25 protein-coding genes are annotated in these 25,671 nt (G+C 49.9%); 12 read left to right on the plus strand and 13 right to left on the minus strand.

The genetic code is table 11. From position 1 onward, the window contains the following. Positions 1-80 precede the first annotated feature (80 nt). Positions 81-668: a Crp/Fnr family transcriptional regulator gene (locus tag ACQ4MZ_RS24020; protein ID WP_430849331.1), complete on the plus strand. Its 588-nt coding sequence runs from the start codon at positions 81-83 to the stop codon at positions 666-668. 20 nt (positions 669-688) lie between these two features. Here the strand turns inward: ACQ4MZ_RS24020 and ACQ4MZ_RS24025 are convergent, their stop codons facing one another. Both ACQ4MZ_RS24025 and ACQ4MZ_RS24030 read right to left on the minus strand, forming a co-directional pair. After that, a complete protein-coding gene (locus tag ACQ4MZ_RS24025; protein ID WP_430849333.1) occupies positions 689-1,276 on the minus strand; it encodes a hypothetical protein in 588 nt (195 codons plus the stop codon). Between the two features lie 91 nt (positions 1,277-1,367). Next, the gene (locus tag ACQ4MZ_RS24030; RefSeq protein WP_430849335.1) at positions 1,368-2,036 is read right to left on the minus strand and encodes a hypothetical protein; all 669 of its coding nucleotides are present in this window, start codon (positions 2,034-2,036) and stop codon (positions 1,368-1,370) included. Between the two features lie 268 nt (positions 2,037-2,304). Here ACQ4MZ_RS24030 and ACQ4MZ_RS24035 point away from each other — a divergent pair, with 268 nt between their 5' ends. Further along, positions 2,305-3,351 (plus strand): sensor histidine kinase, encoded by a 1,047-nt coding sequence (locus ACQ4MZ_RS24035; RefSeq protein ID WP_430849337.1) that lies wholly within the window; start codon positions 2,305-2,307, stop codon positions 3,349-3,351. After that, entirely contained in the window at positions 3,351-4,082 is a 732-nt protein-coding gene (locus ACQ4MZ_RS24040) for a LytR/AlgR family response regulator transcription factor (RefSeq protein ID WP_430849339.1), read from the plus strand. Before ACQ4MZ_RS24035 ends, ACQ4MZ_RS24040 begins: the two co-directional genes overlap by 1 nt. Before the next feature lie 45 nt (positions 4,083-4,127). Here the strand turns inward: ACQ4MZ_RS24040 and ACQ4MZ_RS24045 are convergent, their stop codons facing one another. From ACQ4MZ_RS24045 to ACQ4MZ_RS24065, 5 genes are all read right to left on the minus strand, one after another. Continuing rightward, positions 4,128-6,380, minus strand: coding sequence for a molybdopterin cofactor-binding domain-containing protein (locus ACQ4MZ_RS24045; protein ID WP_430849341.1), 2,253 nt, complete (start codon positions 6,378-6,380; stop codon positions 4,128-4,130). 32 nt (positions 6,381-6,412) lie between these two features. After that, positions 6,413-6,868, minus strand: coding sequence for a (2Fe-2S)-binding protein (locus ACQ4MZ_RS24050; protein WP_430849343.1), 456 nt, complete (start codon positions 6,866-6,868; stop codon positions 6,413-6,415). 232 nt (positions 6,869-7,100) lie between these two features. Then, positions 7,101-8,057 carry a ketopantoate reductase family protein gene (locus ACQ4MZ_RS24055; protein WP_430849345.1) on the minus strand — a complete coding sequence of 319 codons (957 nt, stop codon included), beginning with the start codon at positions 8,055-8,057 and terminating at the stop codon, positions 7,101-7,103. Between the two features lie 35 nt (positions 8,058-8,092). After that, the gene (locus tag ACQ4MZ_RS24060) at positions 8,093-8,983 is read right to left on the minus strand and encodes an EamA family transporter (protein WP_430849347.1); all 891 of its coding nucleotides are present in this window, start codon (positions 8,981-8,983) and stop codon (positions 8,093-8,095) included. Between the two features lie 98 nt (positions 8,984-9,081). After that, positions 9,082-10,497, minus strand: a complete 1,416-nt coding sequence (locus ACQ4MZ_RS24065) for a PLP-dependent aminotransferase family protein (RefSeq protein WP_430849349.1) — start codon at positions 10,495-10,497, stop codon at positions 9,082-9,084. Between the two features lie 81 nt (positions 10,498-10,578). On the opposite strand from ACQ4MZ_RS24065, the gene ACQ4MZ_RS24070 reads away from it, so the two are divergent. Continuing rightward, a complete protein-coding gene (locus ACQ4MZ_RS24070; protein ID WP_430849351.1) occupies positions 10,579-11,208 on the plus strand; it encodes a hypothetical protein in 630 nt (209 codons plus the stop codon). 35 nt (positions 11,209-11,243) lie between these two features. Here the strand turns inward: ACQ4MZ_RS24070 and ACQ4MZ_RS24075 are convergent, their stop codons facing one another. Beyond that, complete coding sequence (locus ACQ4MZ_RS24075; RefSeq protein WP_430849353.1) at positions 11,244-11,657, minus strand: hypothetical protein; 414 nt, start codon at positions 11,655-11,657, stop codon at positions 11,244-11,246. 232 nt (positions 11,658-11,889) lie between these two features. Here ACQ4MZ_RS24075 and ACQ4MZ_RS24080 point away from each other — a divergent pair, with 232 nt between their 5' ends. Together ACQ4MZ_RS24080 and ACQ4MZ_RS24085 are read left to right on the plus strand one after the other, a co-directional pair. Further along, positions 11,890-12,222 (plus strand): ArsR/SmtB family transcription factor, encoded by a 333-nt coding sequence (locus tag ACQ4MZ_RS24080; RefSeq protein ID WP_430849355.1) that lies wholly within the window; start codon positions 11,890-11,892, stop codon positions 12,220-12,222. A 57-nt stretch (positions 12,223-12,279) separates the two neighbouring features. Beyond that, positions 12,280-13,119: an arsenite methyltransferase gene (locus ACQ4MZ_RS24085; RefSeq protein WP_430849357.1), complete on the plus strand. Its 840-nt coding sequence runs from the start codon at positions 12,280-12,282 to the stop codon at positions 13,117-13,119. A 197-nt stretch (positions 13,120-13,316) separates the two neighbouring features. Here ACQ4MZ_RS24085 and ACQ4MZ_RS24090 read toward each other — a convergent pair whose 3' ends face one another. Next, a complete protein-coding gene (locus tag ACQ4MZ_RS24090; RefSeq protein ID WP_430849359.1) occupies positions 13,317-13,550 on the minus strand; it encodes a hypothetical protein in 234 nt (77 codons plus the stop codon). Between the two features lie 162 nt (positions 13,551-13,712). Here ACQ4MZ_RS24090 and ACQ4MZ_RS24095 point away from each other — a divergent pair, with 162 nt between their 5' ends. Then, on the plus strand, positions 13,713-13,937 hold the full coding sequence (locus ACQ4MZ_RS24095) for a Kazal-type serine protease inhibitor family protein (protein ID WP_430849361.1): 225 nt from the start codon (positions 13,713-13,715) through the stop codon (positions 13,935-13,937). Between the two features lie 112 nt (positions 13,938-14,049). On the opposite strand, the gene ACQ4MZ_RS24100 is transcribed toward ACQ4MZ_RS24095, so the two are convergent. Both ACQ4MZ_RS24100 and ACQ4MZ_RS24105 read right to left on the minus strand, forming a co-directional pair. Further along, positions 14,050-14,871, minus strand: a complete 822-nt coding sequence (locus tag ACQ4MZ_RS24100; protein ID WP_430849363.1) for a universal stress protein — start codon at positions 14,869-14,871, stop codon at positions 14,050-14,052. 3 nt (positions 14,872-14,874) lie between these two features. Next, positions 14,875-15,111 carry a BON domain-containing protein gene (locus tag ACQ4MZ_RS24105; RefSeq protein ID WP_430849365.1) on the minus strand — a complete coding sequence of 79 codons (237 nt, stop codon included), beginning with the start codon at positions 15,109-15,111 and terminating at the stop codon, positions 14,875-14,877. Positions 15,112-15,345: 234 nt separating this feature from the next. On the opposite strand from ACQ4MZ_RS24105, the gene ACQ4MZ_RS24110 reads away from it, so the two are divergent. After that, entirely contained in the window at positions 15,346-16,188 is an 843-nt protein-coding gene (locus tag ACQ4MZ_RS24110) for a universal stress protein (RefSeq protein WP_430849367.1), read from the plus strand. 16 nt (positions 16,189-16,204) lie between these two features. Further along, positions 16,205-17,038 (plus strand): CPBP family intramembrane glutamic endopeptidase, encoded by an 834-nt coding sequence (locus ACQ4MZ_RS24115; protein ID WP_430849369.1) that lies wholly within the window; start codon positions 16,205-16,207, stop codon positions 17,036-17,038. A 93-nt stretch (positions 17,039-17,131) separates the two neighbouring features. Here the strand turns inward: ACQ4MZ_RS24115 and ACQ4MZ_RS24120 are convergent, their stop codons facing one another. Continuing rightward, positions 17,132-17,959: a hypothetical protein gene (locus tag ACQ4MZ_RS24120; RefSeq protein WP_430849371.1), complete on the minus strand. Its 828-nt coding sequence runs from the start codon at positions 17,957-17,959 to the stop codon at positions 17,132-17,134. Between the two features lie 408 nt (positions 17,960-18,367). Beyond that, the gene (locus ACQ4MZ_RS24125; protein WP_430849373.1) at positions 18,368-20,725 is read right to left on the minus strand and encodes a T9SS type A sorting domain-containing protein; all 2,358 of its coding nucleotides are present in this window, start codon (positions 20,723-20,725) and stop codon (positions 18,368-18,370) included. Between the two features lie 431 nt (positions 20,726-21,156). On the opposite strand from ACQ4MZ_RS24125, the gene ACQ4MZ_RS24130 reads away from it, so the two are divergent. The 3 genes from ACQ4MZ_RS24130 (at position 21,157) to ACQ4MZ_RS24140 (ending at position 25,670) form a co-directional block, all read left to right on the plus strand. Further along, a complete protein-coding gene (locus ACQ4MZ_RS24130) occupies positions 21,157-21,789 on the plus strand; it encodes a response regulator (RefSeq protein ID WP_430849375.1) in 633 nt (210 codons plus the stop codon). Positions 21,790-21,847: 58 nt separating this feature from the next. Beyond that, a complete protein-coding gene (locus tag ACQ4MZ_RS24135) occupies positions 21,848-24,868 on the plus strand; it encodes an ATP-binding protein (protein WP_430849377.1) in 3,021 nt (1,006 codons plus the stop codon). A 133-nt stretch (positions 24,869-25,001) separates the two neighbouring features. Next, positions 25,002-25,670 (plus strand): response regulator transcription factor, encoded by a 669-nt coding sequence (locus ACQ4MZ_RS24140; RefSeq protein WP_430849379.1) that lies wholly within the window; start codon positions 25,002-25,004, stop codon positions 25,668-25,670. The last annotated feature ends 1 nt before the right edge of the window (position 25,671 follow it).

Here is a 25,671-nt window from a genome sequence, read left to right on the forward strand (position 1 = left end):
GTAATTTGTAACGTTTTGGCCCTCCCGTGGGCCTGGTGATGTCAAAAAATTGCTTTATTGCTCCATCAACTCTTCAAATTATGTCCGAAAAAAACGAGATCGTCGCACGCCATTTAAGGAAGTTCGACGCATTGACAGATCAAGATATTGCCGAGAGTCAACCCTTCTGGAAACCCAGAAGGATCAAAAAGGGCGATTTTTTTAATATGCAAAGCATGGTTTGCAACGACCTTGGCCTGGTGGTCAAAGGGATTTTCAGGATATATTACCGTGATCCACAGACAGACAGGGATAAGAACCTCTTCTTTTTCTCAGAAAATCAATTCGTGGTTTCCTTCAGAAGCTTCATTTCCCGCAATCCCTGCTGGTATTTCATAGAGGCCATGGAAGATTCGGAAATTGTATTTATTTCTTATAAAGATCTCAATGGCCTTTACGAAACGAATCCCAATTGGGGGAAATTCGGGAGGTTACTGGCGGAACTGTTTTTTTCCTATGCGCAGACCCGTACGGAAGAATTCATGTTCTTTTCCCATGAAGAGCGCTACCTGAGGCTGTTGGAAGAGCACCCTAACATCGTCGAGCGGATCCCCGCGTACCATATTTCGTCCTACCTGGGCATCACCAACCCGTCGCTCAGCCGCATCAGAAAACGCGTCAAAAGGTAATGTACAGTGAGGCAGATTGCCTATTCTGCGGTCATATGCGTAGCAGTTTTGGCCAGGCGAAATGCCGAGAGCAAATAGTAAAACGCGCCGAAAGCGGCATAACCCGCCAGGCTGGTAATGCCCATCGTGGGATCGTGGGCGAGCGCAATGAACGAAATGCCGCCGGCAACAGATTGCCCACCGCTGATAATCATCGGCCATTGCCCGCCCAGTGATTTCCGGCGGCGTACCCCAAGCATGAGTTGGATCGCCCCGGTGAGGATCGCCCAACAACCGAAGATCACCAACGTTTCGGGAATACCCCGTTGCAGGGCAATACCGACGGCGATCGTCGTGACGATGCTGATCCCGGCATTCACATACTGAGGAACCTTTGAAACACTACGTCGGTTGGCACGGATATCCAGTAATGTACCCACTACGTCCCACGCCGGGTAGACGATTAGCAGGAAAGTAGCGATGCCTGCGGATGATTTGGCAAAAAGAACGATAAGCGTCACCCAAATGACCGAAAAGGCCGTGCGAATCAAGTAGAGGCTGCGTAAGGAGCGGGCGGTAGTAACGGACTGCTCGTCTGTAATGACCTGGGAACGGATTGGAGCTGACATAATCTTCATTTTTAATGTTTTGTTACTCCAAAATTGCGCGGTTCGGTGCAGTAAAATTTTCACTTAAGTTAAAATGCGGGAAACTTTCCGGTTATCGCTTCGCAATGACCGGATCGACGGAGTAAGAACTGCCTCTTTGCTCTCTCCGTATATTGTAAACAAAACGCTTTTCGTCAATCGTCAGAATTACCTTTGCAGTGTCGCCTGTCACCAAGGAAATATCGAAGTACCTCCTATATTGGTCGTGGTTCGTAAACTCCTGATAAACAACCCTGTCTCTGTAATCCGCTATCTCGATCTTATATCTCAGGCTAGCGGGATTATTGACCGCCAGCCTGACCTTCCCTGCCGAATTGATGGTGACATTAAACTGATAGGGAGCGTTAATGACATCCCCCTGGTGCATTTCCGTCGAGGGAGGCACGTCCTTCCTGACGGGTTCCACAGGTAGCTCCTCCGTTTTCAGCCTTGTCATAATCAGCTTATTTGCTGAAATCTCGGCCAGCAGTTTGTTAAGGCGCCGTTGGTTTCGCTTGTTTTGCCTGATCCATTTGTCAGGCAATTCCTCTTCATAAAGCAGGACATGATCATTGCCAAAAAACTGCACTCGCGTATTCCGGGACCTGGCATCCGTTAGTACCCGCCAGTATGAGCCGGATGAATCGGCCTTTGCGCTCAGATGGCCCTGAGGCGCAGATTGTGCCTGTACTCCGAAATGCAGGGCCTGGAGAAGCAGAATTGAGAGAAGTAAGTTACGCATGTGCTGTCAGTGAGTTGGTTGAACTTTGAACCGAATTCCGGAAGCGAATAAGCGCAACATTTTTATGGCAAATCAGGATTTTAGACGTACTACGCAAACCGTCGCCTACACCACAAAAAACAGCACGGCAGCACATGAACAAAGCCTATTAGCATATCAATCGGGTCCGTCAGGCGTTTGGGAGGTAAATTGTGTCGTTGGGCGAAAGATTGGACACCTGAACCATTGAATCTTTATTTTTAGGTTTCGAAGATCCAAATCCGAAATAATGGTCCGTCTCTCTTCTGTCAAACCATCCAAGGAGCTTTGGGCGCAATGCCTTTTCTGGCTATGCTTTTTCCTCTTTGAGTGGCTCAATACCGGCGCCTACCTGGACAATTTCCAGCAAAGCCTCTGCCAGATCAGCGTGCAATTGCCGCTATTGATCGTGGCAGGCTACTGGCATTTGCTGGTAACCGTACGCCGCTTTCTGCTTCATGGGCGCATGACCGCATTCTGGATTTCGCTCGTTGGCGGTTTGTTTGTATTCGGTGTACTTCGTCGTGTGATCAATTACAAATGGATTTATCCGGTTTACTATCCGGATGCCCTGGAAAAACCGTTCTGGTACGCACCCAAAATCCTGGCCGAAGCCATGCAGCTGCATCTGGTAGTGGGGCTTTTTGTGGTGGTGGACCTGATCAGGCATGCGCTCCGGCAGCAGCAGCTGAGCGAAACATACCGGCGCGAAAAGGTCTCTGCGGAGTACCAGTTGCTGCAATCCCAGGTACAGCCGCATTTTTTGTTTAATACACTGAATAACCTTACATCCGTCTCTATTCAGCACCCCGACAAAATGCCGAACCTGCTGCAACGCCTGGCCGGATTACTGAGCTATCAGCTGCATGAAAGTCATCGCGACAAAGTGCCGCTATCGAAAGAAATTGCCTATTTAAAAGATTATATTTCGCTCGAACAGCTCCGGTATGGCGACCGGCTGGACATCCAGATAAATTTCAATTATCTCGCGGGTACAACCCACGTGGTGGTGCCGCCGATGCTCTTGCTGCCCTTTGTCGAGAATGCGTTTAAACACGGCGCAGCGCAGACGGAAGGACAATGCTGGATCCAGATCAACCTCTCGCTCAACGATAAGCGGCTGATCTTTTCGGTTGAAAATTCGGTGCAGACGGATGCTCCGGTCCCGTTTCGGTCTGGCTTGGGGCTTACTAATCTGAAAAAGCGGCTGGAAATCCTTTTTGCCGAAAACTACGAACTTATAACCATGCCCGAAGAGGGGCAATTTTTAGCAGTTTTAAAATTCAACATCAACTAATGGCAATCCGATGTTTTGTGCTTGACGACGAACCGCTGGCTACCGATCTGATGCAGGATTACATCGGCCGGCTACCCGATCTCGAACTGGTGGGGGTTTGCAATAGCCCTACCAAAGGTTTGCAAATGCTTCAACAGCTACAAGTCGACGTCGTTTTCCTGGATATTCAGATGCCCCGGCTCACCGGCTTCGATTTGCTGCGCCCGCTCGGATACAGGCCGAAGGTCATATTTACCACGGCATTTCGGGAATATGCGTTGGAAAGCTATGAGTTTGATGTGCTCGACTTTCTGGTCAAGCCGATTTCCTTCGAAAGATTTTTGCAATCGGTGGGTAAAATCTACCGGTTTTCGCCCAATCCGGCCCTGCAACAGGAGTTGCCGCAGGCGGTTAGCCCGCTGCGCGAGTACCAATATTTCAAGGTGGACAAGGAAATGGTGAAACTGTTCCTGGATGAAATTTTCTGGATTGAAAGCCTGAAAGACTACGTGCGGCTCCACACGCGCTCGGGACCGCTGGTGTCCTATTTAAGGATCAGCTACCTGGAAGAAAAGCTGCCGCCCGACCGGTTTATCCGCATTCACAAGTCATTCATCATCTCGCTCGATCACATTCAGGCGATCAGCGCAAATTATATCCGGATTAACAACGAAGAAATCCCCATCGGCCGGATTTACAAGGCCAGGCTGGACAAGCAACTGCAAAATGCCACCGATCCACGCTCGGTTTAACCGTCCGTAAGCAAGTGGGCCCACGGACGGTTTCTGTTTTCACTGCTAAATTGTCTTATCCAACTCAGGCTGAAACGGCTGGTTGTAAAACCTGCGCCCTTTGTTTTTGTACAAAGCATTGGCGACCGCGCCGAACACCGGCGGGAATGGCGGCTCTCCCAGCCCGGTTGGGTCTATGTCGTTTTGCACGAAATGCACTTCTATTTTCTTCGGGGCCTCTTTGTGTCGAATGAGCCTGTAGTTATCAAAGTTGGTTTGCTGGGCGGCACCGTCCTTGTGGGTAAGTGCCCCATAAAATGCATTGCCTATGCCGTCGACTACCGCCCCTTGTACCATATTGGTGGCAGCCTCGGGGTTTACCACGATCCCGCAATCCATTGCGCTGAAAACACGTTCCACGTAAGGCTGGCCGTCACGGGTCACCATATCGACGATGTGCGCGGCGTACGAATTGTGGCAGAAATAGGCGGCCACGCCCCGGCTGTACTTTTCGCTGCCGGGTTTGCCCCAGCCCGATTTGTCACGAACCAGTTCCAGCACGCCTGCATAGCGGCCGGCATCGTAATCATTGTTTTTGCCGACCGGGTTCTCTTTGGCCCTTTTCAAAAGCTCTAACCGGAACTGGATCGGGTCCTTACCCATTGCTTCGGCTACTTCGTCAAGGAAAGATTGCTCGGCGGCCGCATTGAAATTCGATCGCGGCGCACGGAAAGCGCCGATCGTTATATTCGACGGAATCTGCCAACCTTCCGCCAGATAATTGTCCACAGCTCCTGCCGGAAAACGATTTGCATGAATCGGATGCTCGGGGACACCTCCGCCTTTGACATGGAACCCGATCAGCTTCTTGTCCGCGTCGAGCGCCGCGCGATAAGTGGCCGTGTACATGGGCCGGTAAATGCCGTAGGTCATGTCATCCTCCCGGGTGTATATCAATTTCACCGGCGCCTTTACCTTCCTCGAAATCAAAGCAGCTTCGGAAACGTAATGATTGTAAGCCCTGCGGCCGAAACCGCCGCCCATCCGGGTCATTTGTATCTCTATTTTCTCGGGGGGCAGGTTCAGCAGCTTGCTGATCGTCGGCTCTATCCAACCAGGAGATTGCAACGGGCCCACGAGCAGCGCTTTTTCGTCGGTAACATGGGCGAAGTAATTCATCGGCTCCATGCAGTTGTGCGCCAGGAACGGGGCCGTGTACGTACGCTCGATCACCTGCGCTGCATTTTTAAAAGCTGCTTCGGGATCCCCGTCTTTACGCAGCTCCTGGGCCGGCCTTTTGGCATATTCGGCCATTTGCGCCATTTGAGTTTGCGAGCTTTCCAGCGCACCGGGGACCGTCACAATCCTCTTTCCGTCCCTTCCGGCCATAGTGTCCTTCACTTCACCTGCGGGCTCCCACTGCGCAACCAGCTTTTTGCGGGCGTTCATCACCTCCCAGGTGCTTTTGCCTACAATTACGAGCAGATCATTGAAAGTACGTGTATCGAAACCTGCCTGTTCGAAACCTTCTTCATATAATTTCAGGCTGAAAACATCCTTAATACCGGGCATCTTCAGCGCTTCCGCCGAATCGAAGGATTTCAGCTTCATTCCAAACGCCGGCGGGTGCTGGATCATGGCGATTAACATGCCTTCCATGCGGTAATCCAAACCGAAAAGCGGCTTACCGGTGACGACCTTCTGCCCCTCTACATTCTTTTTGGATTTGCGGACAATGGTAAAATCCTTCGGCGATTTCAGCACCAGGTCTTTGGGGACGGGTAAGGTGGCGGCCTTCGCGGCCATCTGGCCGTATTGGGCCGTTTTACCACTGGAATGTGAAAGCACACCCGCTTGGGTCTTCACCTCTCCTACCGGCACATTCCACGTCTGCGCTGCCGCCTCGCGGAGCATTTGCCGGGCAGCCGCGCCCGCCTCCCGCAATGGCTTCCAATACATTTTGACCGAGTTGCTTCCCCCGGAAAACTGCGGGCCCAATTTCACATTGTCGTGCGGCCCTATTTCGACCGTTACATTTTTCCAGTCCGCATCCAGTTCCTCGGCCACAATCATCGGCAGCGAGGTCATCACATTCTGGCCGAACTCTGGATTAGGACAAATGAGTCTGATCCGGTTATCCGCCGTAATCTGAATATAACCGTTGAGTTCCGCCCCTTTGTCCGGCAAGTTGAGCACTTCGGCTTTATCGGCCGATTTGAAGCTGGACAAAAAGCTCACCGTCAGCATCATGCCGCCGCCCGACAGCAGGGATACTTTGAGGAACGAGCGCCTGTTCAACGCATTTTTATCATTGTTCATGGTGAATTTCTTTGGTAGATTCAGGTAATATTTTACTTACCGGCAGCCGATTTGACAGCCTCCTTAATCTTTACATAAGTGCCGCAGCGACAGATATTACCGCTCATCTGGGCTTCGATGTCCTCGTCACTCGGGTTCGGATTGCGTTTCAGTAGTGCAGCTGCCGTCATGATCTGTCCCGACTGACAATAGCCGCATTGGGCCACGTCGTATTCGAGCCAGGCCTTCTGCACGGGATGATCGCCTTTTTCAGATAATCCCTCGATGGTCGTGATGGATGATTTCCCTACGGCCGAAACGGGGAGCTGGCACGAGCGGACCGCATTGCCTTCCAAATGGATCGTACAAGCGCCGCATTGCGCGATGCCGCAACCATACTTGGTGCCCGGGAGGTCCAGATGGTCGCGCAATACCCAGAGCATCGGCGTGGCAGGGTCCACGTCCACCGTCCTGGGTTTTCCATTGATTTTCAGATTGAATGTCGCCACGGTATGGGTGTTTTCTTGTGAGAGCGCTCCTATAAAATGTAAATGAAGCAAAAAAGCACACATTGAACCGCTATTTTCGACAAGACGCACCAAATTCCTCCCGAACGGAGCGCTAGAAAAATATATGCCGTTCGTCGAGGAATTCAGGTGTTGGACGAAACAACCGTAGAAAACGCGGAATTGTCGTTAATCGGAATGGAGCGCATTCCCAGGAAGGAAAGAATCAGACAGATCAAGATATCTGCTGCATGGAAATATTTGATTTGAGCTTAATCAGCTCGCCCAGCAACGACGTGGTGGGAACTGCGACATTTCCCAACCGTTGCGCCAAACGGGCAATTTCGAGATTGAGTGAATCAATTTCTGTTTCCCGCCTGTTTAAAATATCCTGGTAGGTCGATATCTTCTGCCCTTCGGACATTTCACTGATACTCAGAATATTCTGAACAATGTCCTCTTCTGTCAAACAGAGACCGTGTTCCCGGGCTACAACAAGGCATTCACGGATTACCTGCTTTCCCATTTCGAGGACAGCGGCGTTTCGCCGGAATACGCCATTGTCTGTTTCCAGAAGCGGGCAAATCGAGTTGAAAACGCAATTGGAAATGACCTTTTTCCAAATAAAGGGCTGAATATCCGCTTCCGGCCTGAACGGGAAAATGCTGGTATTCAGCTGGGCAACGATGCTTGCCAGCATTTCTCCCGGGCCGGCGATTACCCCTATCGGCGAGGCCGTAACCAATCTGAACCGCACCCTGTTTTCCCCGGCCGCCTGGCTGGTTGCCATGAGCACACATCGGTACAATTTCTCAAAACCCATTTCTAAAAATGCGTTTTCGACATGTAGCCCGTTTTGCAGGAACACTATGGGCGATTGTTTCGCCCTGGCGTAAAGTTTCCGGGCAATCTGCTCATTTCCAAATGATTTATTGGTTAAAACGAGCAATCCATCCAACGTTTCATAGCTACTGATCGAGCTGATTTCAATGCGGGCGCTCAATAGTTCCTCGCCGGTATCGACCTGAACAAGTTCGTGAGATGCCCCTGAATTATCCACCGAGCCACGCAGAATGGTTACGCTCCGGCCATTGAGCGACAATGCCACAGCGAGCGCTTTGGCAATTACCCCATTGCCGATGATATAAGTTTTGTCAATCCCCGCGGGGTCAAGACCGTTCTCAACTTGCATAGCTAACCAATTTTTTGATCAAAGCATTGCCTGGTTTATCCAACCGACGTTTTACGCGAAACCACTGCGCGGATCTGCTTTTCGAGCAGATTAAAAACAAGTCCAGCCATAATGAAAACACAGGCTATCAGCTTCCATGACGACAATTCTTCACCCAGGAAAAACGCCGCGCTCAAAAGCCCTACAACAGGGACCAGCAACGTAAATGGCGTGACCACGGCTGTCGGATAGGTATTGAGCAAGAATCCCCAGATGCCATAGCCTACAAACGAGGATAGATAAACGATGTACAGGACAGCAAGAACTGTCTCGGTGGACAGGCCCCGAATGGAATGCATAATCAGTTCGGGACCTTCGAAAATATAGGAAACCGCCAACATCACGGGCGTCGCAACCAGGCTCCCCCACGCAACCAGCGCAACGGGCGATTCCGCCGCGATTTTCTTTGAAAAAATATTCCCTGTGGCCCAGGAAAGTGCCGACAGCAAGGTTAGCGCAAGGCCAATGAATGTGGTGCTTCCGTCCACGTGGCTCGCGACGATGCCGATACCGACGAATGAGATCAGCGCACCGAAGACCTTCCAAATGCCCGGCACGTCCCCGAAGATCAATGCGGCAAGCCCCATGGAGAAGAACACCTGCACCTGAATGACCAGTGACGACAACCCCGCCGGGAGCCCGAGGTACATTCCTCCAAAAAGCAGCCCGAACTGAATCGCAAATGTGAAGATGCCATAACCAACGATCAGCTTAAATGGCGCTTTCGGCTTCGGCAGAAAGAAAACCCACGGCAAGGCTGTCAACGCGAACCGTGCCGTGCACAGGAGGATCGGCGGCAATTTTTCCAAACCAATGTGGATGGCGATGAAATTCAGGCCCCAGGCAATAACCGTCACCAGGGCGAGCAAAAGATGCTTCGGCTTCAAAATCAAACTGCTGTTAGTGTTTACTGCTTTATATGCAAAGTACCACAACAGAGTGGAGCGATAAAGATATAGTTTTTTGTTTTTTTATGGGTACAGATTTACAAAGCCTGCTTTACGATATTACCTAGCCGTTTGAGGTCATGCTCCAATGCGTCGTCCCAGGGGAGCGCAAAGTTCAGACGCATGCAATTGTTGAAGTTGCTGTTTTGAGAAAACATACTTCCAGGCGCGAAGCTCAGTTTCTGGCTCAGGGCCGTCTGATAGAGTTCAGCTGTGTCCAAGCGCTTATCCAGTTCCAGCCATAGGAAAAATCCACCCTGCGGTTGGGATATTTTGGTGTTTTCGGGAAAGTAGTCCTCTATGGCCTGCTGAAATTTGAGACAATTGGTGTGCAGCGTATGCCGCAACGTCCTCAGATGATGGTCGTAACCACCATGTTCCATGAAATCGGCTATTACCTCCTGGAATAATGATGGAAGCGTCACTGTTTGCACCAGTTTCTGGCGGATAATCTTATCCTTGAACCGACCGGGGGCAGTCCACCCTACCCGGTAACCAGGCGCAACCGTCTTGGACACCCCGCCACACCACATGACGATATCCTCCTCGTCGAATACTTTGAACGGTTTCGGCCGCGTGCCGCTGAAAAACAGGTTACCGAACAGATCGTCGTCGATCAGCGGAATGTGGTGATGCGTGAGGAGTTTCACCAACTCCCTTTTATTTTCATCGGGCATAAGGCTACCCAGGGGATTATTGAAATTGGCCGTAAAACAACAGACATCGACCTTGTGGATGACCTTCTTCAATGCATCGATCTCGATGCCGGTAAGCGGGTGCGTTGGCAGCTCAATCACATGCAGGCCCATCGACTTCGCCAGTTGCAGGATGCCAAAATAAACAGGGCTTTCCGTCGCAATGGTATCACCTGGTTTGGTCGTCGCCAACAGGCATTGGTAAATAGCGTTGGTAGTTCCCGTCGTCGTGACAATATCATCTTCGGTCAGGCTTCCATCGAAGATCAACGACCATTTGGCGATGTTTCTTCTCAAAGCCGTGCTTCCTTGTGCCGGCTCGAAATCCATTCCACTACCTTCGAGCTGCCGCATCGCCTTGATGATGCCTTTGTTCAACTTCGCAATCGGCAGCAGCTTGTTATCCGGAATGCCCAGGGAAAACTGCCTGATGCTTTTATCCCTCAATATGTCGAAAACGCTGCTGATCAAATCCTCGGAGTTTTTCCCCTTTTCCGGCGAAATGAGCTTACTCACCGACGGAAGTGCGAGTTTTCTTTGAGACGTTTTACTCACAAAATAGCCCGACTTCGGCCGCGATTCGACCAGCGATTTGCTTTCCAGTTCCGCAAATGCCTGAATTGCCGTATTTAAACTTACGCCGTAAATCTGCTGAATAGATCGTATTGAGGGCAGCTTATCCCCGATTCTCAGCGTTTCAGACAGAATCTGGTCCTCAATAATCTTTGCAATCTTTCGATACAGGATTTCTTTTCGCATATTTAGCTCATCTGTACCCTGCAAAGGTATTGGAATTAAAGCTGTACCCTCGAATTTGCCGTGGGATAAATATTTAACACTATGAAAACACTCATTGGGATACTTTTATGCTCGATTTGCATCGAGGCTGCCGCGCAGAATGCTAACCCGACACTCACTAGTAAATTTATAAGCTTGTCGGGCGGACGAAGCACTCACGGCACCGGCGACATGACAGGTGTATCCCAACGGGTAACGTATGGCCAATATTTCAGAAAGAAACTATTCTGGTTTTCCGCGGTTGGGGCCGATATTCATGACGGAAAGGTTTTGAGCACAACCACTCAGGACGACGGCACTGTACTGGATCACTCTTACCGATACACGTCAGGGGCAATCCAAATTACCGGCGGTGCCGGATGGAGCATCCTGCGAACAAGTAAAAGCGAATTGGGTGCCAGGATCAGTGGGATATTACGCTACCAGTCTTCTTCCTATTTTGATCAACTGGCAGTTACCTACGATCCTCAAAAAATAGGTCCATATCCTGCAACTTTTATCCTCCATACCAGTCCTCAGCGGACATATGCCGTCGGAGTGGGACCCGAAGCATTTTACCAACAAAGTATCTTTAAATTGTTATTTGCTGGATTGTCCGCAGGATTCCAGGTAGATACCAATGGAGACGTATTAACTAACATATCCCTGTCGATTGGCAAGAGGATTAAATAGCGCTGCGAGAAACCCGGACCTGCATTATACCAGATTTACGAAACCTTCAATATTTCCTTTTCTACCCTTGACAAAAATTTGGAGCGTGACTTCAACGTCTCAATGTCCTTGTGGGAAGACAAATAAAACACACCTTCCTTCGCGGGGTCGTCCAGCAGGTAAAACTTGTAACCATACTTTACCTCACCAGGCAGCAATTCATTTCCTTTGACAGTTGGCACAAATTGGTAAAGGATAGCGCCATGCTCCTTGAAAAATTCAGGGGTATACGGGGTAGTCAGCTGGTCGGGATTAGGCGCCTTTGCTACATGGCGCTGCTCAAATCTGGGTTTCATCGTACCACCTCCCCTCTGCCCGCTGATTCCTGAAACAATTTTCGGGCATTTTCGTCTGATAGCTTTCTCATAATGATCAAAGTTGCTGTTGATGATGTACAGCAAAAATAACATTACCCTCTGAGAAGTGCACTATATTTTGATATTATTTTTATCTTATTTTTGATATTATTAAAATCAATACAATACAACTACCTGAAAGGTGGCTGCCTGAATAACAGTCCCTGAAAGTATACAGCCGGACGACCGGGGATTGAACACATCCCACCGAATCAGGAAATTTAAACGTAAAAATTTGGAGCAAATGAAAATACATCGTAATATTACGATACAATGAGACTTCATTATGGGCGCTACGAAAACGGATTTATTTACGAAGGAACAAAACGACCTCGCAGTGATGGCCAAAGCGATCGCTCACCCTGCACGGATTGCTATCCTGCAATACCTTGTCAGAAAGAATGCCTGCGTGTGTGGTGACCTTGTCGAAGAACTCGGACTAGCTCAGGCAACTACCTCCCAACATCTGAAAGAATTGAAAAATGCCGGAATCATTCAGGGGACAACCGAAGGTGTAAGCGTTTGCTACTGTATCAACCCCGAGGTGTGGAACCAATATAACGCCCTGTTCAGCAATTTCTTTAAAGAGGTTGATTTGTCGGGCGCCAAGTGCTGTTAAATTTTTTCAACCTAATAATCGCAATATTGCAATAGTACGATAAGAAAAACTGGAGACATGCAAACCGAAGAACAACTTAAAGAGCTCGTTAGGCAAAAATACAGTGAGATTGCTTTGCAGGATAAGGAAACCAATCAATCATCCTGCTGCGGTTCGGGCGGCTGCTCAACTGAAGTGTACAATATCATGAGCGACGATTACAGCGAATTGAAAGGATACAATCCGGACGCCGACCTTGGCCTGGGCTGCGGATTACCGACTCAGTTTGCCAAAATCAAAAAGGGTGACACGGTAATTGACCTCGGCAGCGGAGCAGGTAACGATGCATTCATTGCGCGGGAAGAAACGGGTATCGACGGACGCGTAATCGGTATCGACTTCACCCCGGCTATGATTGAACGTGCCAGGGTCAACGCCCAGGCCCGCGGTTTTCATAATGTCGAATTCCGGCAGGGGGATATTGAAAGAATGCCGGTAGCGGCAAACGTTGCCGATGTGATTGTCAGCAACTGTGTGTTGAATCTGGTGCCAAACAAGGACGGCGTTTTTAAGGAAGTATTTCGCGTATTAAAGCCAGGCGGCCATTTCAGCATCTCCGACATCGTATTGGTCGGTAACCTGCCCGAGGGCCTTCGCTCAGCTGCCGAAATGTATGCAGGTTGCGTGGCGGGTGCTATTCAAAAAAATGAATACTTGGAACTTATTGAAACAAACGGTTTCAAGAACATAACGCTCCAAAAGGTGAAAGCCATCGTGATTCCCGACGATATCCTGATTAATTACCTCGATGAGGCTGAAATAGCCTCCTTTAAATCAGGCAATACCGGCATTTACAGCATCACGGTTTACGCCGAAAAACCTGCCGGGAGTTGTTGCGCTCCCGGCTGCTGCGGTTAATCTTTGCCTACTCTGATCCCCTGCCGCAAATCGCTCCGGGCGTTGACCACGATTTTATCGCCTTTTCCGAAGATTACCGAACACCTCGGTGAGGTTCGAGGACTTCTGCCTCAGCGACGCGCTTGAAAAAGAACTATCCGGCTGAAAAGGAAGCTAGCCCGCCGGGGCGATTGCTTGTCGCCATGCAAAGCGGACCTTTAAAGCGCCTCCAGCGTAGCAACAACTGCCGCAACGAAGCCCTTGCTAACTGTCCCGCTATCATGTGCCGCGTCAATCACACGGTATTCGCCCTGGTCGTCTTTCTCAAAAATCAATGTCTTGCCTTCGACTTCAATATGGAGCTGATAAGTGTAACCGAGTGGCACAATGGTCACTGGCAGTTCGTGGGAAGCTCCCTGATAATCGACAGGAAGCATAATCGTTTCATTCATGCACAAAAATAGCCACAATTATCCAAAGGCTCGAAAAACACGACAGAAAGTCAGTTCTCGTTATCATTCGCTAGAACAACTCCTTGCAACCAAACCTCGTACACAGGAGTCCTGAGCTATGCTGTGGCATCTTGTTTTATTGACATTTAAAGGCTCGAAGCTATGAGAACTGCGCTTGGTTTATTTTTAGCCTTATCATTAATCACTTGTAAGAAATCAAATGAGCCCGACCCTGATTGTGTAGAACGGGCGCGGGACTCATCGGGCTGTTCCTACATTTTGGCACCTGTTTGTGGTTGTAACGGAAAAACCTATTCCAACGACTGCGAAGCCCGCGCATACGGAATTACCAATTATGTTAAGGGAGAATGTGGCAACAAGAAGTGAGTCAACTGCATTTCAATGTCGTTATACCCGACTCAATGCATATAAAACAGCGGAATACGAAGTGGTCAATCCGCGCTGGCAGATATACGATACTAAAAGCCAGCGCCAAAGCCTACCGCGGGATAGACACCTCCCGTTGCCGGAGCGGGCATGTAAAAACCGGGATTCTGGCATGATTCACTAAATCCGCTGCGACGCTCGGCCGGAACATATGAGCGGGATCGGGGTTACCCATCGTGCCGATCGCGATCATACCCGCGCCGATCTGTGCAGCATATTTAAGTATCCCCGCCGCGACCTCGTCTGCATTCACGACGGCATTTTCGTAATGACCGATCCCCAGTTTCCGGCTATATTCCGTCAGTAACTCCATGGCTGTCTGCTCATGTCGGGCCGGGTTTGTTTCCACATATAAAAAATGAAACCGCCCACTGAACAGCCTCCGCATTTTCGTCAGACAGGCTCTCAGCTCACCGGGGTCATGATCAAGGTCGATAGGAACCACAATGTCCCGCGTGCCGGCAATGCGCGGGGGCTGTTGGATAGCCAGTACCGGAACAGGGGAAACGCGGACGATTTTCTCGGCATGCGAGCCGACGAAAACACCGTCCCACCCCCGGGAACCCCTAGTCCCTGCTATCACGAGGTCTATACCGTGCCTGGTCAGCACTTCGAGCACGGCATTCACAAACCGGCCACTTGCATTTAACCGCTGGATTTGAATCCCTGCCGGAAACGCAGTAAGCCATTCGGAAAGCTGTCTGTCAGCATTTTGCCCGTAGCTTCCAGGCTGCGTAGGATCTTGTACCGTAAGGATAAAAACCTCAACCGGTATTTTCCAATCGAATTTCGCGCACGCCTCCAGCGCTTGCCGGCACGCCTCAGAATAATCACAGGGAATCAGGATGCGGAATCTGCTATTTGAATTTGTCATAAGTCAATGGTTGCGGCGGTGCGGGTAAGTCAGGTTATTGGTAATCCGACATACTCCGGTTACATGCTCAATCCGGGATTCAACCAGTTGGCGATCCGTCTCAAAATCGACATGGCCTTCCAGGAATACCCAGCCGTCATGAACGCTCACTTGGATATCGCTTTCATTAATACGAACATCTCGGTGAAGAATACTGCTGATCTGCTCAGCAATGGCAAGATCGGGGATACAGGTTGTCATAGGAATATGTGATTTAAATGTATTGATACCATAATTATATGCCGGATCTAAATTAACCCTTCGTCGGCCGCCTGGTGATGATACCAGGCACCTCTGAATATGATCTTGCTCAATACCCGATTAAAACACCGGTCACAAACCAGCATGACATTCATCATAAATGTATCCGGGAAACGACCTGAAATTTGGGCAACAGAACTACCACAATTTACTACTACTCACTTAGAAATGCTCATGAAAAAAATCCTCGTTCCTATCGACTTTTCCGAGAATGCCGAAAAGGCACTTTCTTCCGCCATCCGTATCGCCGATAAAACGAAGGCCCGACTACTGGTCCTGTTCGTGTATCACCCCTACGTCAACGATGTCGCGCTGCCTGAGTATATCGGCTCTTTGGAAATATATAAAGAACTTGAAGCTTCCTACCGCGAAAAACTGGACGAGGCTGTCACGCTTGCGCGTCAAAAAGGAATCCGTGCCGAAGGAATCTGGGCAACAGGCGGAACGCAACCCGCAATCCTCCAACACGCACAGGAGAATGAGGTCGACCTGATCGTTATGGGGAGGACCGGGCAAGGTGGATTCCTGGACAAATTGCTCGGTAGCAACAGCGCTGCCATCGCTACCGAAGCGGACTGTGCGGTGCTGGTTATCCCGCCCAGGGCCGTCGACACGGATTTCCGGAACATCGTCTATGCCACCCAGCTGGAATTTGATGAAAAGCCCGTGCTCGCGCAGGCCATCGGGCTCGCACGGCAACTGAAAGCGCACATTACTTTTGTGAAAATTAACTCCGACCAACAACTCAATATTCAGCCGGACGGCCAGTATATTCAGGAGCTAAAAGAGTACTTCGGTATTCCTTCCGAAGACATCGTGGTGCGAGACGCCGACAGCGTCATGGAAGGGCTGCAAACACATTGCCACGAGACTTCCGCTGATATGCTCATTCTGTGCAGGCGCGATAAAAATCTCCTGCAACTCCTCCTGAATGGCGCGGGCCTGAGCCGGAAACTAGCACTTGCGACCGATACGCCATTGCTGGTATGCCATTTGAAAGATCAGAAAACTGCCTGAACACCATTTCGTCGATATGCATAAGTCAGCAGAACCCGGATTGAAAGCGGCGATTGTCTTCATGTTAACCACATTTCTGTTTTCCTGGGCTCTGTGGGCACCGCTGGCAATCGACGCGCTTTTCGAAACATCCACACCGCGTTTGCCCGGCCAGTTTTTTCTGGCCTCATTCGGTCCTCTCGCCGGCGGCATAGCGGCGAGCTACTATCAAGGCGGAAAGGCAGGATTGGCGTCCTGGGCAAGAAGTATTTTCCGTCTCCGGCTGAACGCACAGGCTTTCTACCTGACCGGCATAATGCTGGCCGCCTATTTCGTCATAGCGGTAGTTACCACCCGGATTGCTACCGGAACATTCGGTCCAATCAGCCATTTGGGAGAAACCAACAAGCTTCCGGGCGTGCCGCCTGTGCTGGTGCTACTGATTTGGATGCTCACATTCGGGATGGGTGAAGAATCGGGATGGCGGGGCTGGCTTTATGCATTCCTTATCACAAAATACACGCCTGTCCTTGCCGCCGCCTGCGTTACAGCCATATGGATGGTCTGGCACTTACCTGCGTTTGCTTTCAATGAAAATTACCGGGAAATGGGCTGGGGAGTAGTCGGGTGGGCGATCAGCCTGTTCTACGGATCGGTTCTGCTCGGTTGGCTGTTTCAAAAATCAGGCAGCATTATCCCTTTGATCCTTTGGCACGGAGCCTTTGATCTGATCACCGCCAGCGACTACCTGCCGGAAGTGGTCCCGATGGTTATCAGCGGTATTGTGATACTGCAGGGTATTTACCTGGCCAGGCAGCAGGCAGCTCATCGGCATCCCAATGCCAATGCCGGTCAAATGCTATGTCGGTGATCGTGAAGTGAGCGGAAGGGAATACCGCTTCCGCCCGATCCGGGCTGCTTACAGTACCTGGTGATTGCGAAGGTATCTCCGAAGAACCCAATCCTACAATTTAAAGATCACACCCAGATTGGTATTCCCCTGGAAAAAGAAGAAATGCTGGCTCGCGCGATCCTGCGGGAAATTGGTCGTCAGGATGTCGGGCATATTGATATAGCCGCCTTTCATTTCGGCCTGGACAAAGAAATGTTTAAAAAACGTCACATTCAGTCCGCCCACCAGGTTCATACCGTACCCTGCTATATGCCACTGGTCATTCTCGTCGAAGTTCAGCAGCGTCACATCTGTTTTAGGATAAAGAATACCCACGCCCGCTCCTTCGAAGATATTGAGCTCAATATTTTTGACCCTCAGCTTTCTCTCGTCCAGCAGGTTATGCATCCGGCGGAGCTCGATATTCAGGTAATTCAGGCCGTTGGTGTGCTCGAATTTCAGAAAATCGCCTGTCAGTTTGAGGGGCTCGTTCTGATAAATCCGGTCATATTCGGTGCCTGAACCCGAAATCCGGCCGGTAATGTCGACAGTCTGGTCCTGCTTCATCACGTATTTCATGTGATCGAAACCAAAGGAAAGGCTGAATTCGGGAGTGATAAAATAGCCGATCCGGAAGTTGTACTGTGGGATGGTCATTTTGGAAGGATTAAAATACCGCGGAGTGAAGCGGGTCGGCCGGTCTTTGGCGATCACGCTTTTTAAGGTAAAGTCATATTCCTGACCCTTGAAGTGAATGTTGGATTGCGTGTAAGAAGCTCGATTCCAGCCCCAATAAACGAAAATCTTGCCTTTTTGATTGTGAGAACTCACGGGTGAATACTGCGCATACGCGACGCTACTACATGCAAGCAATGCGCTTGCAATAAAAAATCTGATCATCTGATAAAATCGGGTCTTTTAAAAAAAGCAGAGCAGCTTTTGATTTTCTTGCTGCAAGGCTCTAAAAAGGCAACTATGTAACTGTGTGAATAGTTCGCTGAGAGTGGCACGTTTTTTGCAAAATCATGCGACAGATGCCTCCTAAAAAACCTCGCCGATATCTTTCACCCCATTTTCAATCAGCCAGCGCCTGAACAATGCTACATCCGCAGGGCAAAAATGGACGACGCGCCCATTGGTTAGCATGCATGCGAACAGCTCCTTTGACTGAATAAACCGAACCACTTCGATTGCGCGGTGAGGAAAGTCTGGAAATGTCTCATTGTTCACAGGCACTGTATCGATAGACGAATGATTGACGATAAGAAAACAAAAAGCTTCTCCCGGCGATGCCGGGAGAAGCTCAAATCAGCGTTTTACCACCTTGACTGTCTCGGCAGTCCCATCCTCATACAGGATTTTTAATATACTCACTCCTTTACCCAAAGCCGGGAGCCGGACAGTTTCCGATTTCGGGCGGCCCGTGTCGAACACTTTCCGCCCATTCATATCCACCGCGGTAATGTTTATGACCCGTTTCCAATCGGCAACCGTCAGCTGTACCGGCCCGTCGGCAGGATTCGGATATGCGACGACCAGCTCTTTGCCATCTATCCTGATACTTCTGAGGCTGCTGTATGCAAAAGTCCCGTCCCTATCCACCATTTTCAGGCGATAGAAGTTGTTACCTGACCTGGGCTGCTGATCCAGGTAAGTGTAAACCTGTTTGATCGCACTTTCTCCTTTTGCATTAACCGATGCCAATGTTGCCCAGTTTTTCCCGTCGCCGCTGCGCTGGATTTCAAAACGGTCGCTATTGGTTTCCGCTGAGGTGTTCCAGTCCAGACGGACATTTTGTTCTTCGGCTGTCGCCGAAAAGGAGATCAGGATTACCGGCATCGGGTCTTCGATTGATATCGCAAAGTTGTTATCCAGGTAACTAACGTCTGCCGCAATACGTCCCGTTACGTACTGAATGCCAGCGCAGTCGGCGGTCAGGCCAATGACTCCATCCACAGTCCCATCACCCTCCCCGCTTCCCGTGCCAACGGCTCCGCCTTCACGGATCGCGAAATAACCCGCAGGCATCTGGCCTTCTGTCGAACCACCGGAAGTTGTACCCAACACCAGTTGGTGGCTACCAGCCGCAACGTTGCTGAACAAGAAAGTACCCGAAGCGCTGACCGGCACGACTGCTTGAGAAGGAGCGCCCGGCCCTGTCGTAATCAGGGTCACGTAAAGGCCTAATGTGGATCCGTTAGCCGGCGATCCGTTCACGCCATCGTTAATGCCCGTCGGATCGTCGAAAACGGTTCCGCCGATATCCATTAAACAACCTGTGACAGTGAGCGTTGCATCACGTTGCTCTGCGATACAGACATTATCAGGATGTGAAATCAATACGCGATAGGCATTACCATTTTTAGCCAGACCTACGCCGGTCAATGTGAGCGTAGCGGTAGTAGCCCCGCTGTAAATGCCGCCGTCAACAATATTGGTGAAACCGGAACCTGTGTTCTCCTGCCATTGATAATGGATCGTGGCAGACACATCGGTAGCACCGGGATCATTGTAATTTGGCGTCGATCCCGTATAGGCAGTGGTGGAAGTGGCATTGGCAGCAACTGTAAATGAGGTTGTACCACCGCTCTCCACTGACTGGTTTCCCGGACCCGTACTTACCTGCAAACGCGTCGCATTTTTTACATTCTGGAAGCTGCCCGTATAGCCCCCTTGGCCGGTTACTCTCCCATTTTCATCCACCTGCACCGGTGAAATGCCCAGTACACCGTCTCCGTCAACATCTGTGCCGCCGGCTTCCACGGCATCGGGACAACCATCGTTATCACTGTCGGTGTCCAGGTTATTGGCAATTCCATCCCCGTCAAAATCTCCACAATTGGTATTTGTCAGCGAAATGTCATCTATCGAAAAGTCATTGCCCCCCGCCTGAACTGAGGTATTTACCAGGGTTGCCCTGAACGTTCCGCTATTCGGCGCAACGAAGTCGACGCCCAAGCTTCTCCACACAACGTCAGCGATAGGACCTGTTGCCGCGGATGCGACCAGGACATTGTCAGATATTCTTCTGATTTCAATTCTCAGATTGTATGCTCCTCCTGTTCCCTGATTCCAGGCGCCCTTATGCCACATTTGGTAGCGATAGCCATTTCCACCTGTCAATTGAATGTCTTCTCTGAAAAAGGTCCCTACCGAAGTCGAGCCATTCACCAGAAGGTAACAGTCTGTATTTGACCCATCGGTGTGTCCCGGATACTCCCATATCGCCGCGGGATGGTTCACAATGGCACCTGCATAATTGGCTACCGTATATTTTCCTGCGGCATTATTACCGTTCACACCCGGACCGTATGAATATCCGGCACCGGGTGGGTTCTGTAAGTCCCGGAAAAACGCTGTCGCATCCGGTGAGGTTCCGAAAGTCCCCCGGAACTCGTTGGAGAACAGCGTTTCACAGCCTTCATCGCTGTCCAGGATGCCATCGTTATCATCATCGACGTCGCAATCATTTCCTACGCCATCCCCGTCGGTATCGACAAATGCAGGATCGCCGGGGTCGCAGGATGTCATGATGGCTATTGATTTCACCGTCGCACCGGGTGCGGCCGGTACCGCTGTGTCGTGCGCGGTTGGAACTGTAAACGCGGACGAAAATGCCACGAGTGCAGCCCAACTAAATGCTGAACAAAGTAGATTTCTGCTCATAAGAAAATGGTTTTGATAAACGATCAATTATCGAACACACGCAACAGCCACGTCAAGCGCTTTTGCGTGTCGAATTATAGCTACCGAGGAGGGCTATATTTTTAGAGTGAACGTAAGCTCAGCAGGCAAGTCGCTCAGAATCATTTCTGCCGGAATCGCCGGAAGAAGATCATATTACTCATTGTTGGAAAAATCACTCCGCATAATCCTTTACCATGGTCTGATATGCCTTCATCGACGTATCACTTCCTGCTAGGAGTCAGACAAAAGTATTACGTGTAACCAGTAGGGTCACTATCAAAAATTTAATCGTCTATTAAACAAATGCATGAATTATATTTAAAAAATTTAACAGCATGTCGAATAACTACTATCATTGATTTTCCCTATACTTGTCACAGGGTTCCGGCGACAGCTATTTCTTTTCACACATGAATATTCAGATCATCATTGCAGAAGATCATCCGTTGATTCTGGCGGGTATTCAATTTCTTTTGATGGCACATAAACCCGAGGCAGTAATTACTTGCACCAGCGATTTCAACAAGACCATCGCCATGCTCGAAAAACGAAAGTTTGATTTGCTGATCATGGACATCAATCTGCCCGGCGGTGATAAGGTAACCATGGTACATTCGGTCAGGCTGAGGCAGCCTGATCTCCCGATCCTGGTTTGTTCGAGCTACGATGAGCAGCTTTATGCAGTGCCGTTTTTAAAGGCAGGTGCAAATGGTTATATATCCAAAACGGCGATCAACGACGATTTTATCAAAGCCGTAGACCATGTGCTCAGCGGCCGGACTTACGCAAGTTCTGAAGTGATGCAACAGGCGTTTGCCAAATTGCTGGGTTCGAAAGCGACGCGCGAAAATGTAACCGAAAAACTGTCGGAACGGGAACTCGATGTTGCTCAACTTCTGGTAAAAGGACAGTCTACCAAAAATATCAGCGAGCAATTGAGCCTTTCTTCCTCTTCGATCAGTATTTATAAATCCAAGATTTTCGAAAAGCTTGGCGTAAACAATGTAATCGAGCTGACCAAGTATTTTCAGGTTAATGATTAAAATACGATTTAAGTGGTTATGTATTTCTAAAAATATACTGGCATTCACATTATCGGCAATGTGTTTGCTTGCGCCTGCGTATGTAAGCGCGCAGCAGGCGCCCGAGGGATACTCGTTGCAGCAATTTACTGACGAAAACGGCCTTCCTCAGAACAGTGTCAAAGCGATTGCCCAGGATCGTAATGGCTTTATCTGGCTGACTACCGAGGCTGGCTTGGTACGTTTCGACGGGCGCCGGTTTGTGACTTTCGAAAAATCCCTGATTCCTATTTCAAATAACCGGTTCAGAGGGTTTATTCCGTTTCCGGGCACCGTCACCGGTAGTGCTCCGGAATTTTATGCATTGTCTGATAAAAGAGAGTATGTGGGCATTCTGGCTAACGGACGAGTGTCAGTGGACAGCTCTTTTTACAAATACTACAAGAAGTTTAAGCCGCTAGCACAAAGCCCGCTCAGATACAACAGCGCATTACCTAGTTTGCCCGCTCTACATGCTCTGTACCCTGATTCTGAACACTATTTTGTCACCTCCGGCAATGATACCTCATACATTTGGCGAAACCCAGCCATCACTTGTTACAAGGCTGGCAAGCGCGTTTTTGTATCGAACGGACCATTCACCCAGTTCCTGCTGATAGGTCCGGATCCCTACGCGATCGATTTAAAAGGAAATCTCAAAGCGATAGGCCTCAAGGCCCGTGAAGTTACCATCGAGGGAGAAATCCTGGATAACAACCTGTTTTCCAATAAAAAAAACAATTACCGGCTATTCTGGAACAACATCTCCCGCCAGGCATTTCTATACGTCGGCAATGTCCTGTACCTTGCAAAATCGACCGCGCCGGGAAGGCTCACCACGCACATGGTCCTCCGGAATTTTGATCTGGAAAAATTCAAAATCCATTCGTTTTACTTCGACGAGGCCGCGGGCTCCCTGTTTCTCGGCAGCACCACAAACGGGTTATTTCAATTCAGAAAGCAGGACTTCTACGTCAATAAGCTACTGACCGACGATGCCGATAACGTATATTATGCACAGGTTGCCGGTACGGGACTTTCCGTGCTCACTTCCCAGGGGTATTCCTTCAAGGCGCAGCCGGGTACAATGAAAGCTCTCCCCGAACGACTGGCGCCTTTCCTCGAAAAGACCGGAAGCAGGTTCCACATGGCCCGCTGCAACGACGGCTCTTTCTGGATTCAGTATGAATTCGACATTTTCAAAATGGATCCGACCGGGCGGAAAATACTGGCCGATGTCAAGCTGCCCGAGAAAGCGAAATCGCTCAGTATCGAGTCCGGTGGCAGGTTGTGGGTGGGTTGTGAAACCAATGCCGTATTTTCGGTGGAAGAAGTCCATGGCCAATATGTACCAAAGCTCAGGTTCAGGTTGAGCATTGACCACTACGAGATCATCGGCAGGGAAAGCGATGAAACAATGCTTTTGGCTACGGAAGGCGACACCTATCGGCTGAATACCCGAACAGGCGATTTTAAGGTGATCAAAGCGCTGAAAAACATGACCGCCCGAAGCTCCTGCACTACGCAGGAAGGCACCTGGCTCGCGACTTACGGCAATGGCTTTCTTCTTTTGAAAGGCGAAAAAGCAGTCCCGTTCCCGTTGGATGAGGACCGTTTTTTAGCCACAGCACATTGTATCATCGAGGACGGGAAAGGCTTTTTCTGGATAACCACCAACCGGGGGCTGTTTCAGGTTCCAAAACAGCAACTGGTCGACTACGCCGACCGTAAAAGAAACCTGATTTACTACCTATTTTACGACAAAAGCGACGGCTTCGGGAGTAATGAATTCAATGGAGGCTGCTACCCCTGTGCCGTAACCCTCGCCAACGGGACCGTATCGCTCCCCTCTATCAATGGATTGGTTTGGTTTAAACCTCAGGACGTCAGGCCCGCACTTCCCAACCACAGGATTTTCATTAGTTCCGCTCAGGAAGACGGAAAACCAATGCCGGTTGCGGACACACTCGAAATGTCGCACGGTTTCGAGCAGTTGCGACTGGAAGTTACGACCCCCTATTTGGGCCATCCCAAAAACATCCGGATGTACTACTCCCTTTCCGGCCCCGGCCGAACGGAGAGTTGGACATCTGTTGACCCGGATTTTGTAATATCCATACCCGGCCTCGAATATGGGAACTATGTCCTGAGAATCAGGAAAGTTACCGGCTTTGGGATATACGATTATACGTACAAAACCGTGCACCTGCGTGTTCCGCGCACATGGTATGAGACATGGTGGTTCCGCTTACTGGCTGGATCGGCACTTCTTGCCTTGTTCGTCATATCAGTCAGGTCCCGGTCGGCATACCATATCAAAAAGGAACGCGAAGCCAACCTGATCCGGCATTACCGGGTAATCAGTCAGATCATCGCGGCAGTCAACCATGATATCCAGACACCCCTGCTCTACATCGGTTTTTCGCTCAAACAATTCAATGCGTATTTTCACAGGCAACCGTCCGTTGATCCGCTGATTACCCGGCTCAGCGACGAAACCCTCGATACCTCCCAGCGGCTGAATACCCTTACCAGAAGTATCCTGGATTATATAAAATTACAAAGCAAATCACCCGCCGACCGCTGGGAAATCACGCCTGTCAACATCGCCGGCCTTGTTGCCGCTACTTCCCGGCTGTTTGCCGGCATTGCCGCACACAGGGAAGTGGAGGTCAAAACAATGATCGATCCAAACCTCACTTTCGACAGCGACCCGAACCTGCTTTCTATCATCATTCACAACCTGATCGACAATGCGTTGAAAGTCGCCCAATCGACGATCACAATAGCTGCCGACGAAGATATGACAAGGCAAATCACTATCGAGGATGACGGAGGTGGCATGCCGGCTGAGCTTGTCGCCTGGCTTAACCAAAGGTACCAATCCTATGAAGACTGGCTGTACGCCTCTCAAAATCCCGGGCAGAAAGGCATCGGCCTGGTGATCGTCAAAGATCTCTGCGTGCTGCTGGGCATTCAAATCAACGCGAAGGTCGTTGACGGAAGCAAGACCACCATTGCTTTGCATTTCGGTATCATGCCTTTTCCGGCAAGCGCTTGATATCGTGGCAGGCAATGCCTAAGGACAGCATTATCCAGCGCATTTTAAGAATATCTTAAGAGTAAATCTGATAATTATTCCATTGCTTCTTGTTTACTTCGTATACCCTGATTGTAGTATCCGGCCCAATAGTATGCGAATCCTGATCATTGAAGACGAACCCGGCATTTTAAACTTCCTCCGGCAGGGGCTTGCGGAAGAGTCGTATTCGGTAGATACGGCGACGAATGGCCTGGATGGGCTCGAAATGGCACTCGCCGAAGCGTACGATGTCATACTGCTCGATTGGATGCTGCCCGGTAAAAGTGGAGTCGAAGTCTGCCGGGAAATCAGAAAGGAAGGCATCAGAACGCCCATCATCTTTCTAACCGCCCGCGATACAGTGCAGGACACCGTGTTCGGTTTGCAGGCCGGCGCCAACGATTACATCAAAAAGCCGTTCAGTTTTGAGGAGCTTCTGGAACGGATCAAAGTACAATTGCGACCGCATTCGGGCGAACAGGTTGAATTTCGGCTGGGTCCGATTCTGGTCGATACCCAATCCCACCAGGTTTTCAGGGATTCACAGGAAATTAAGCTGACACAGAAAGAATTCGGCCTGCTGGAATTTCTGCTCCGCAACAAAGGAAAGGTTTGTCGCCGGACCCGGATCATCGAAAGCGTTTGGGACATTCATTTCGAGTATAACACCGGTGTGATCGACGTGTACATTAATTCGCTGCGCAAAAAGCTTGGACTCACCAAAGAAGAAGACTACATCCAGACGATTCGCGGCGTGGGTTACATTGCAAAGGAAATATGAA

It is taken from the genome of Dyadobacter sp. BHUBP1 (assembly GCF_050587785.1).
GTDB lineage: Bacteria > Bacteroidota > Bacteroidia > Cytophagales > Spirosomataceae > Dyadobacter.

Bases quoted from the DNA above. Each gene is read 5' to 3' on its own strand.
- ACQ4MZ_RS24020 (WP_430849331.1), top strand. From the start codon at position 81: ATGTCCGAAAAAAACGAGATCGTCGCACGCCATTTAAGGAAGTTCGAC.
- ACQ4MZ_RS24025 (WP_430849333.1), bottom strand. From the start codon at position 1,276: ATGTCAGCTCCAATCCGTTCCCAGGTCATTACAGACGAGCAGTCCGTT.
- ACQ4MZ_RS24030 (WP_430849335.1), bottom strand. From the start codon at position 2,036: ATGCGTAACTTACTTCTCTCAATTCTGCTTCTCCAGGCCCTGCATTTC.
- ACQ4MZ_RS24035 (WP_430849337.1), top strand. From the start codon at position 2,305: ATGGTCCGTCTCTCTTCTGTCAAACCATCCAAGGAGCTTTGGGCGCAA.
- ACQ4MZ_RS24040 (WP_430849339.1), top strand. From the start codon at position 3,351: ATGGCAATCCGATGTTTTGTGCTTGACGACGAACCGCTGGCTACCGAT.
- ACQ4MZ_RS24045 (WP_430849341.1), bottom strand. From the start codon at position 6,380: ATGAACAATGATAAAAATGCGTTGAACAGGCGCTCGTTCCTCAAAGTA.
- ACQ4MZ_RS24055 (WP_430849345.1), bottom strand. From the start codon at position 8,057: ATGCAAGTTGAGAACGGTCTTGACCCCGCGGGGATTGACAAAACTTAT.
- ACQ4MZ_RS24065 (WP_430849349.1), bottom strand. From the start codon at position 10,497: ATGCGAAAAGAAATCCTGTATCGAAAGATTGCAAAGATTATTGAGGAC.
- ACQ4MZ_RS24070 (WP_430849351.1), top strand. From the start codon at position 10,579: ATGAAAACACTCATTGGGATACTTTTATGCTCGATTTGCATCGAGGCT.
- ACQ4MZ_RS24075 (WP_430849353.1), bottom strand. From the start codon at position 11,657: ATGTTATTTTTGCTGTACATCATCAACAGCAACTTTGATCATTATGAG.
- ACQ4MZ_RS24080 (WP_430849355.1), top strand. From the start codon at position 11,890: ATGGGCGCTACGAAAACGGATTTATTTACGAAGGAACAAAACGACCTC.
- ACQ4MZ_RS24085 (WP_430849357.1), top strand. From the start codon at position 12,280: ATGCAAACCGAAGAACAACTTAAAGAGCTCGTTAGGCAAAAATACAGT.
- ACQ4MZ_RS24090 (WP_430849359.1), bottom strand. From the start codon at position 13,550: ATGAATGAAACGATTATGCTTCCTGTCGATTATCAGGGAGCTTCCCAC.
- ACQ4MZ_RS24095 (WP_430849361.1), top strand. From the start codon at position 13,713: ATGAGAACTGCGCTTGGTTTATTTTTAGCCTTATCATTAATCACTTGT.
- ACQ4MZ_RS24100 (WP_430849363.1), bottom strand. From the start codon at position 14,871: ATGACAAATTCAAATAGCAGATTCCGCATCCTGATTCCCTGTGATTAT.
- ACQ4MZ_RS24105 (WP_430849365.1), bottom strand. From the start codon at position 15,111: ATGACAACCTGTATCCCCGATCTTGCCATTGCTGAGCAGATCAGCAGT.
- ACQ4MZ_RS24110 (WP_430849367.1), top strand. From the start codon at position 15,346: ATGAAAAAAATCCTCGTTCCTATCGACTTTTCCGAGAATGCCGAAAAG.
- ACQ4MZ_RS24115 (WP_430849369.1), top strand. From the start codon at position 16,205: ATGCATAAGTCAGCAGAACCCGGATTGAAAGCGGCGATTGTCTTCATG.
- ACQ4MZ_RS24120 (WP_430849371.1), bottom strand. From the start codon at position 17,959: ATGATCAGATTTTTTATTGCAAGCGCATTGCTTGCATGTAGTAGCGTC.
- ACQ4MZ_RS24125 (WP_430849373.1), bottom strand. From the start codon at position 20,725: ATGAGCAGAAATCTACTTTGTTCAGCATTTAGTTGGGCTGCACTCGTG.
- ACQ4MZ_RS24130 (WP_430849375.1), top strand. From the start codon at position 21,157: ATGAATATTCAGATCATCATTGCAGAAGATCATCCGTTGATTCTGGCG.
- ACQ4MZ_RS24135 (WP_430849377.1), top strand. From the start codon at position 21,848: ATGTGTTTGCTTGCGCCTGCGTATGTAAGCGCGCAGCAGGCGCCCGAG.
- ACQ4MZ_RS24140 (WP_430849379.1), top strand. From the start codon at position 25,002: ATGCGAATCCTGATCATTGAAGACGAACCCGGCATTTTAAACTTCCTC.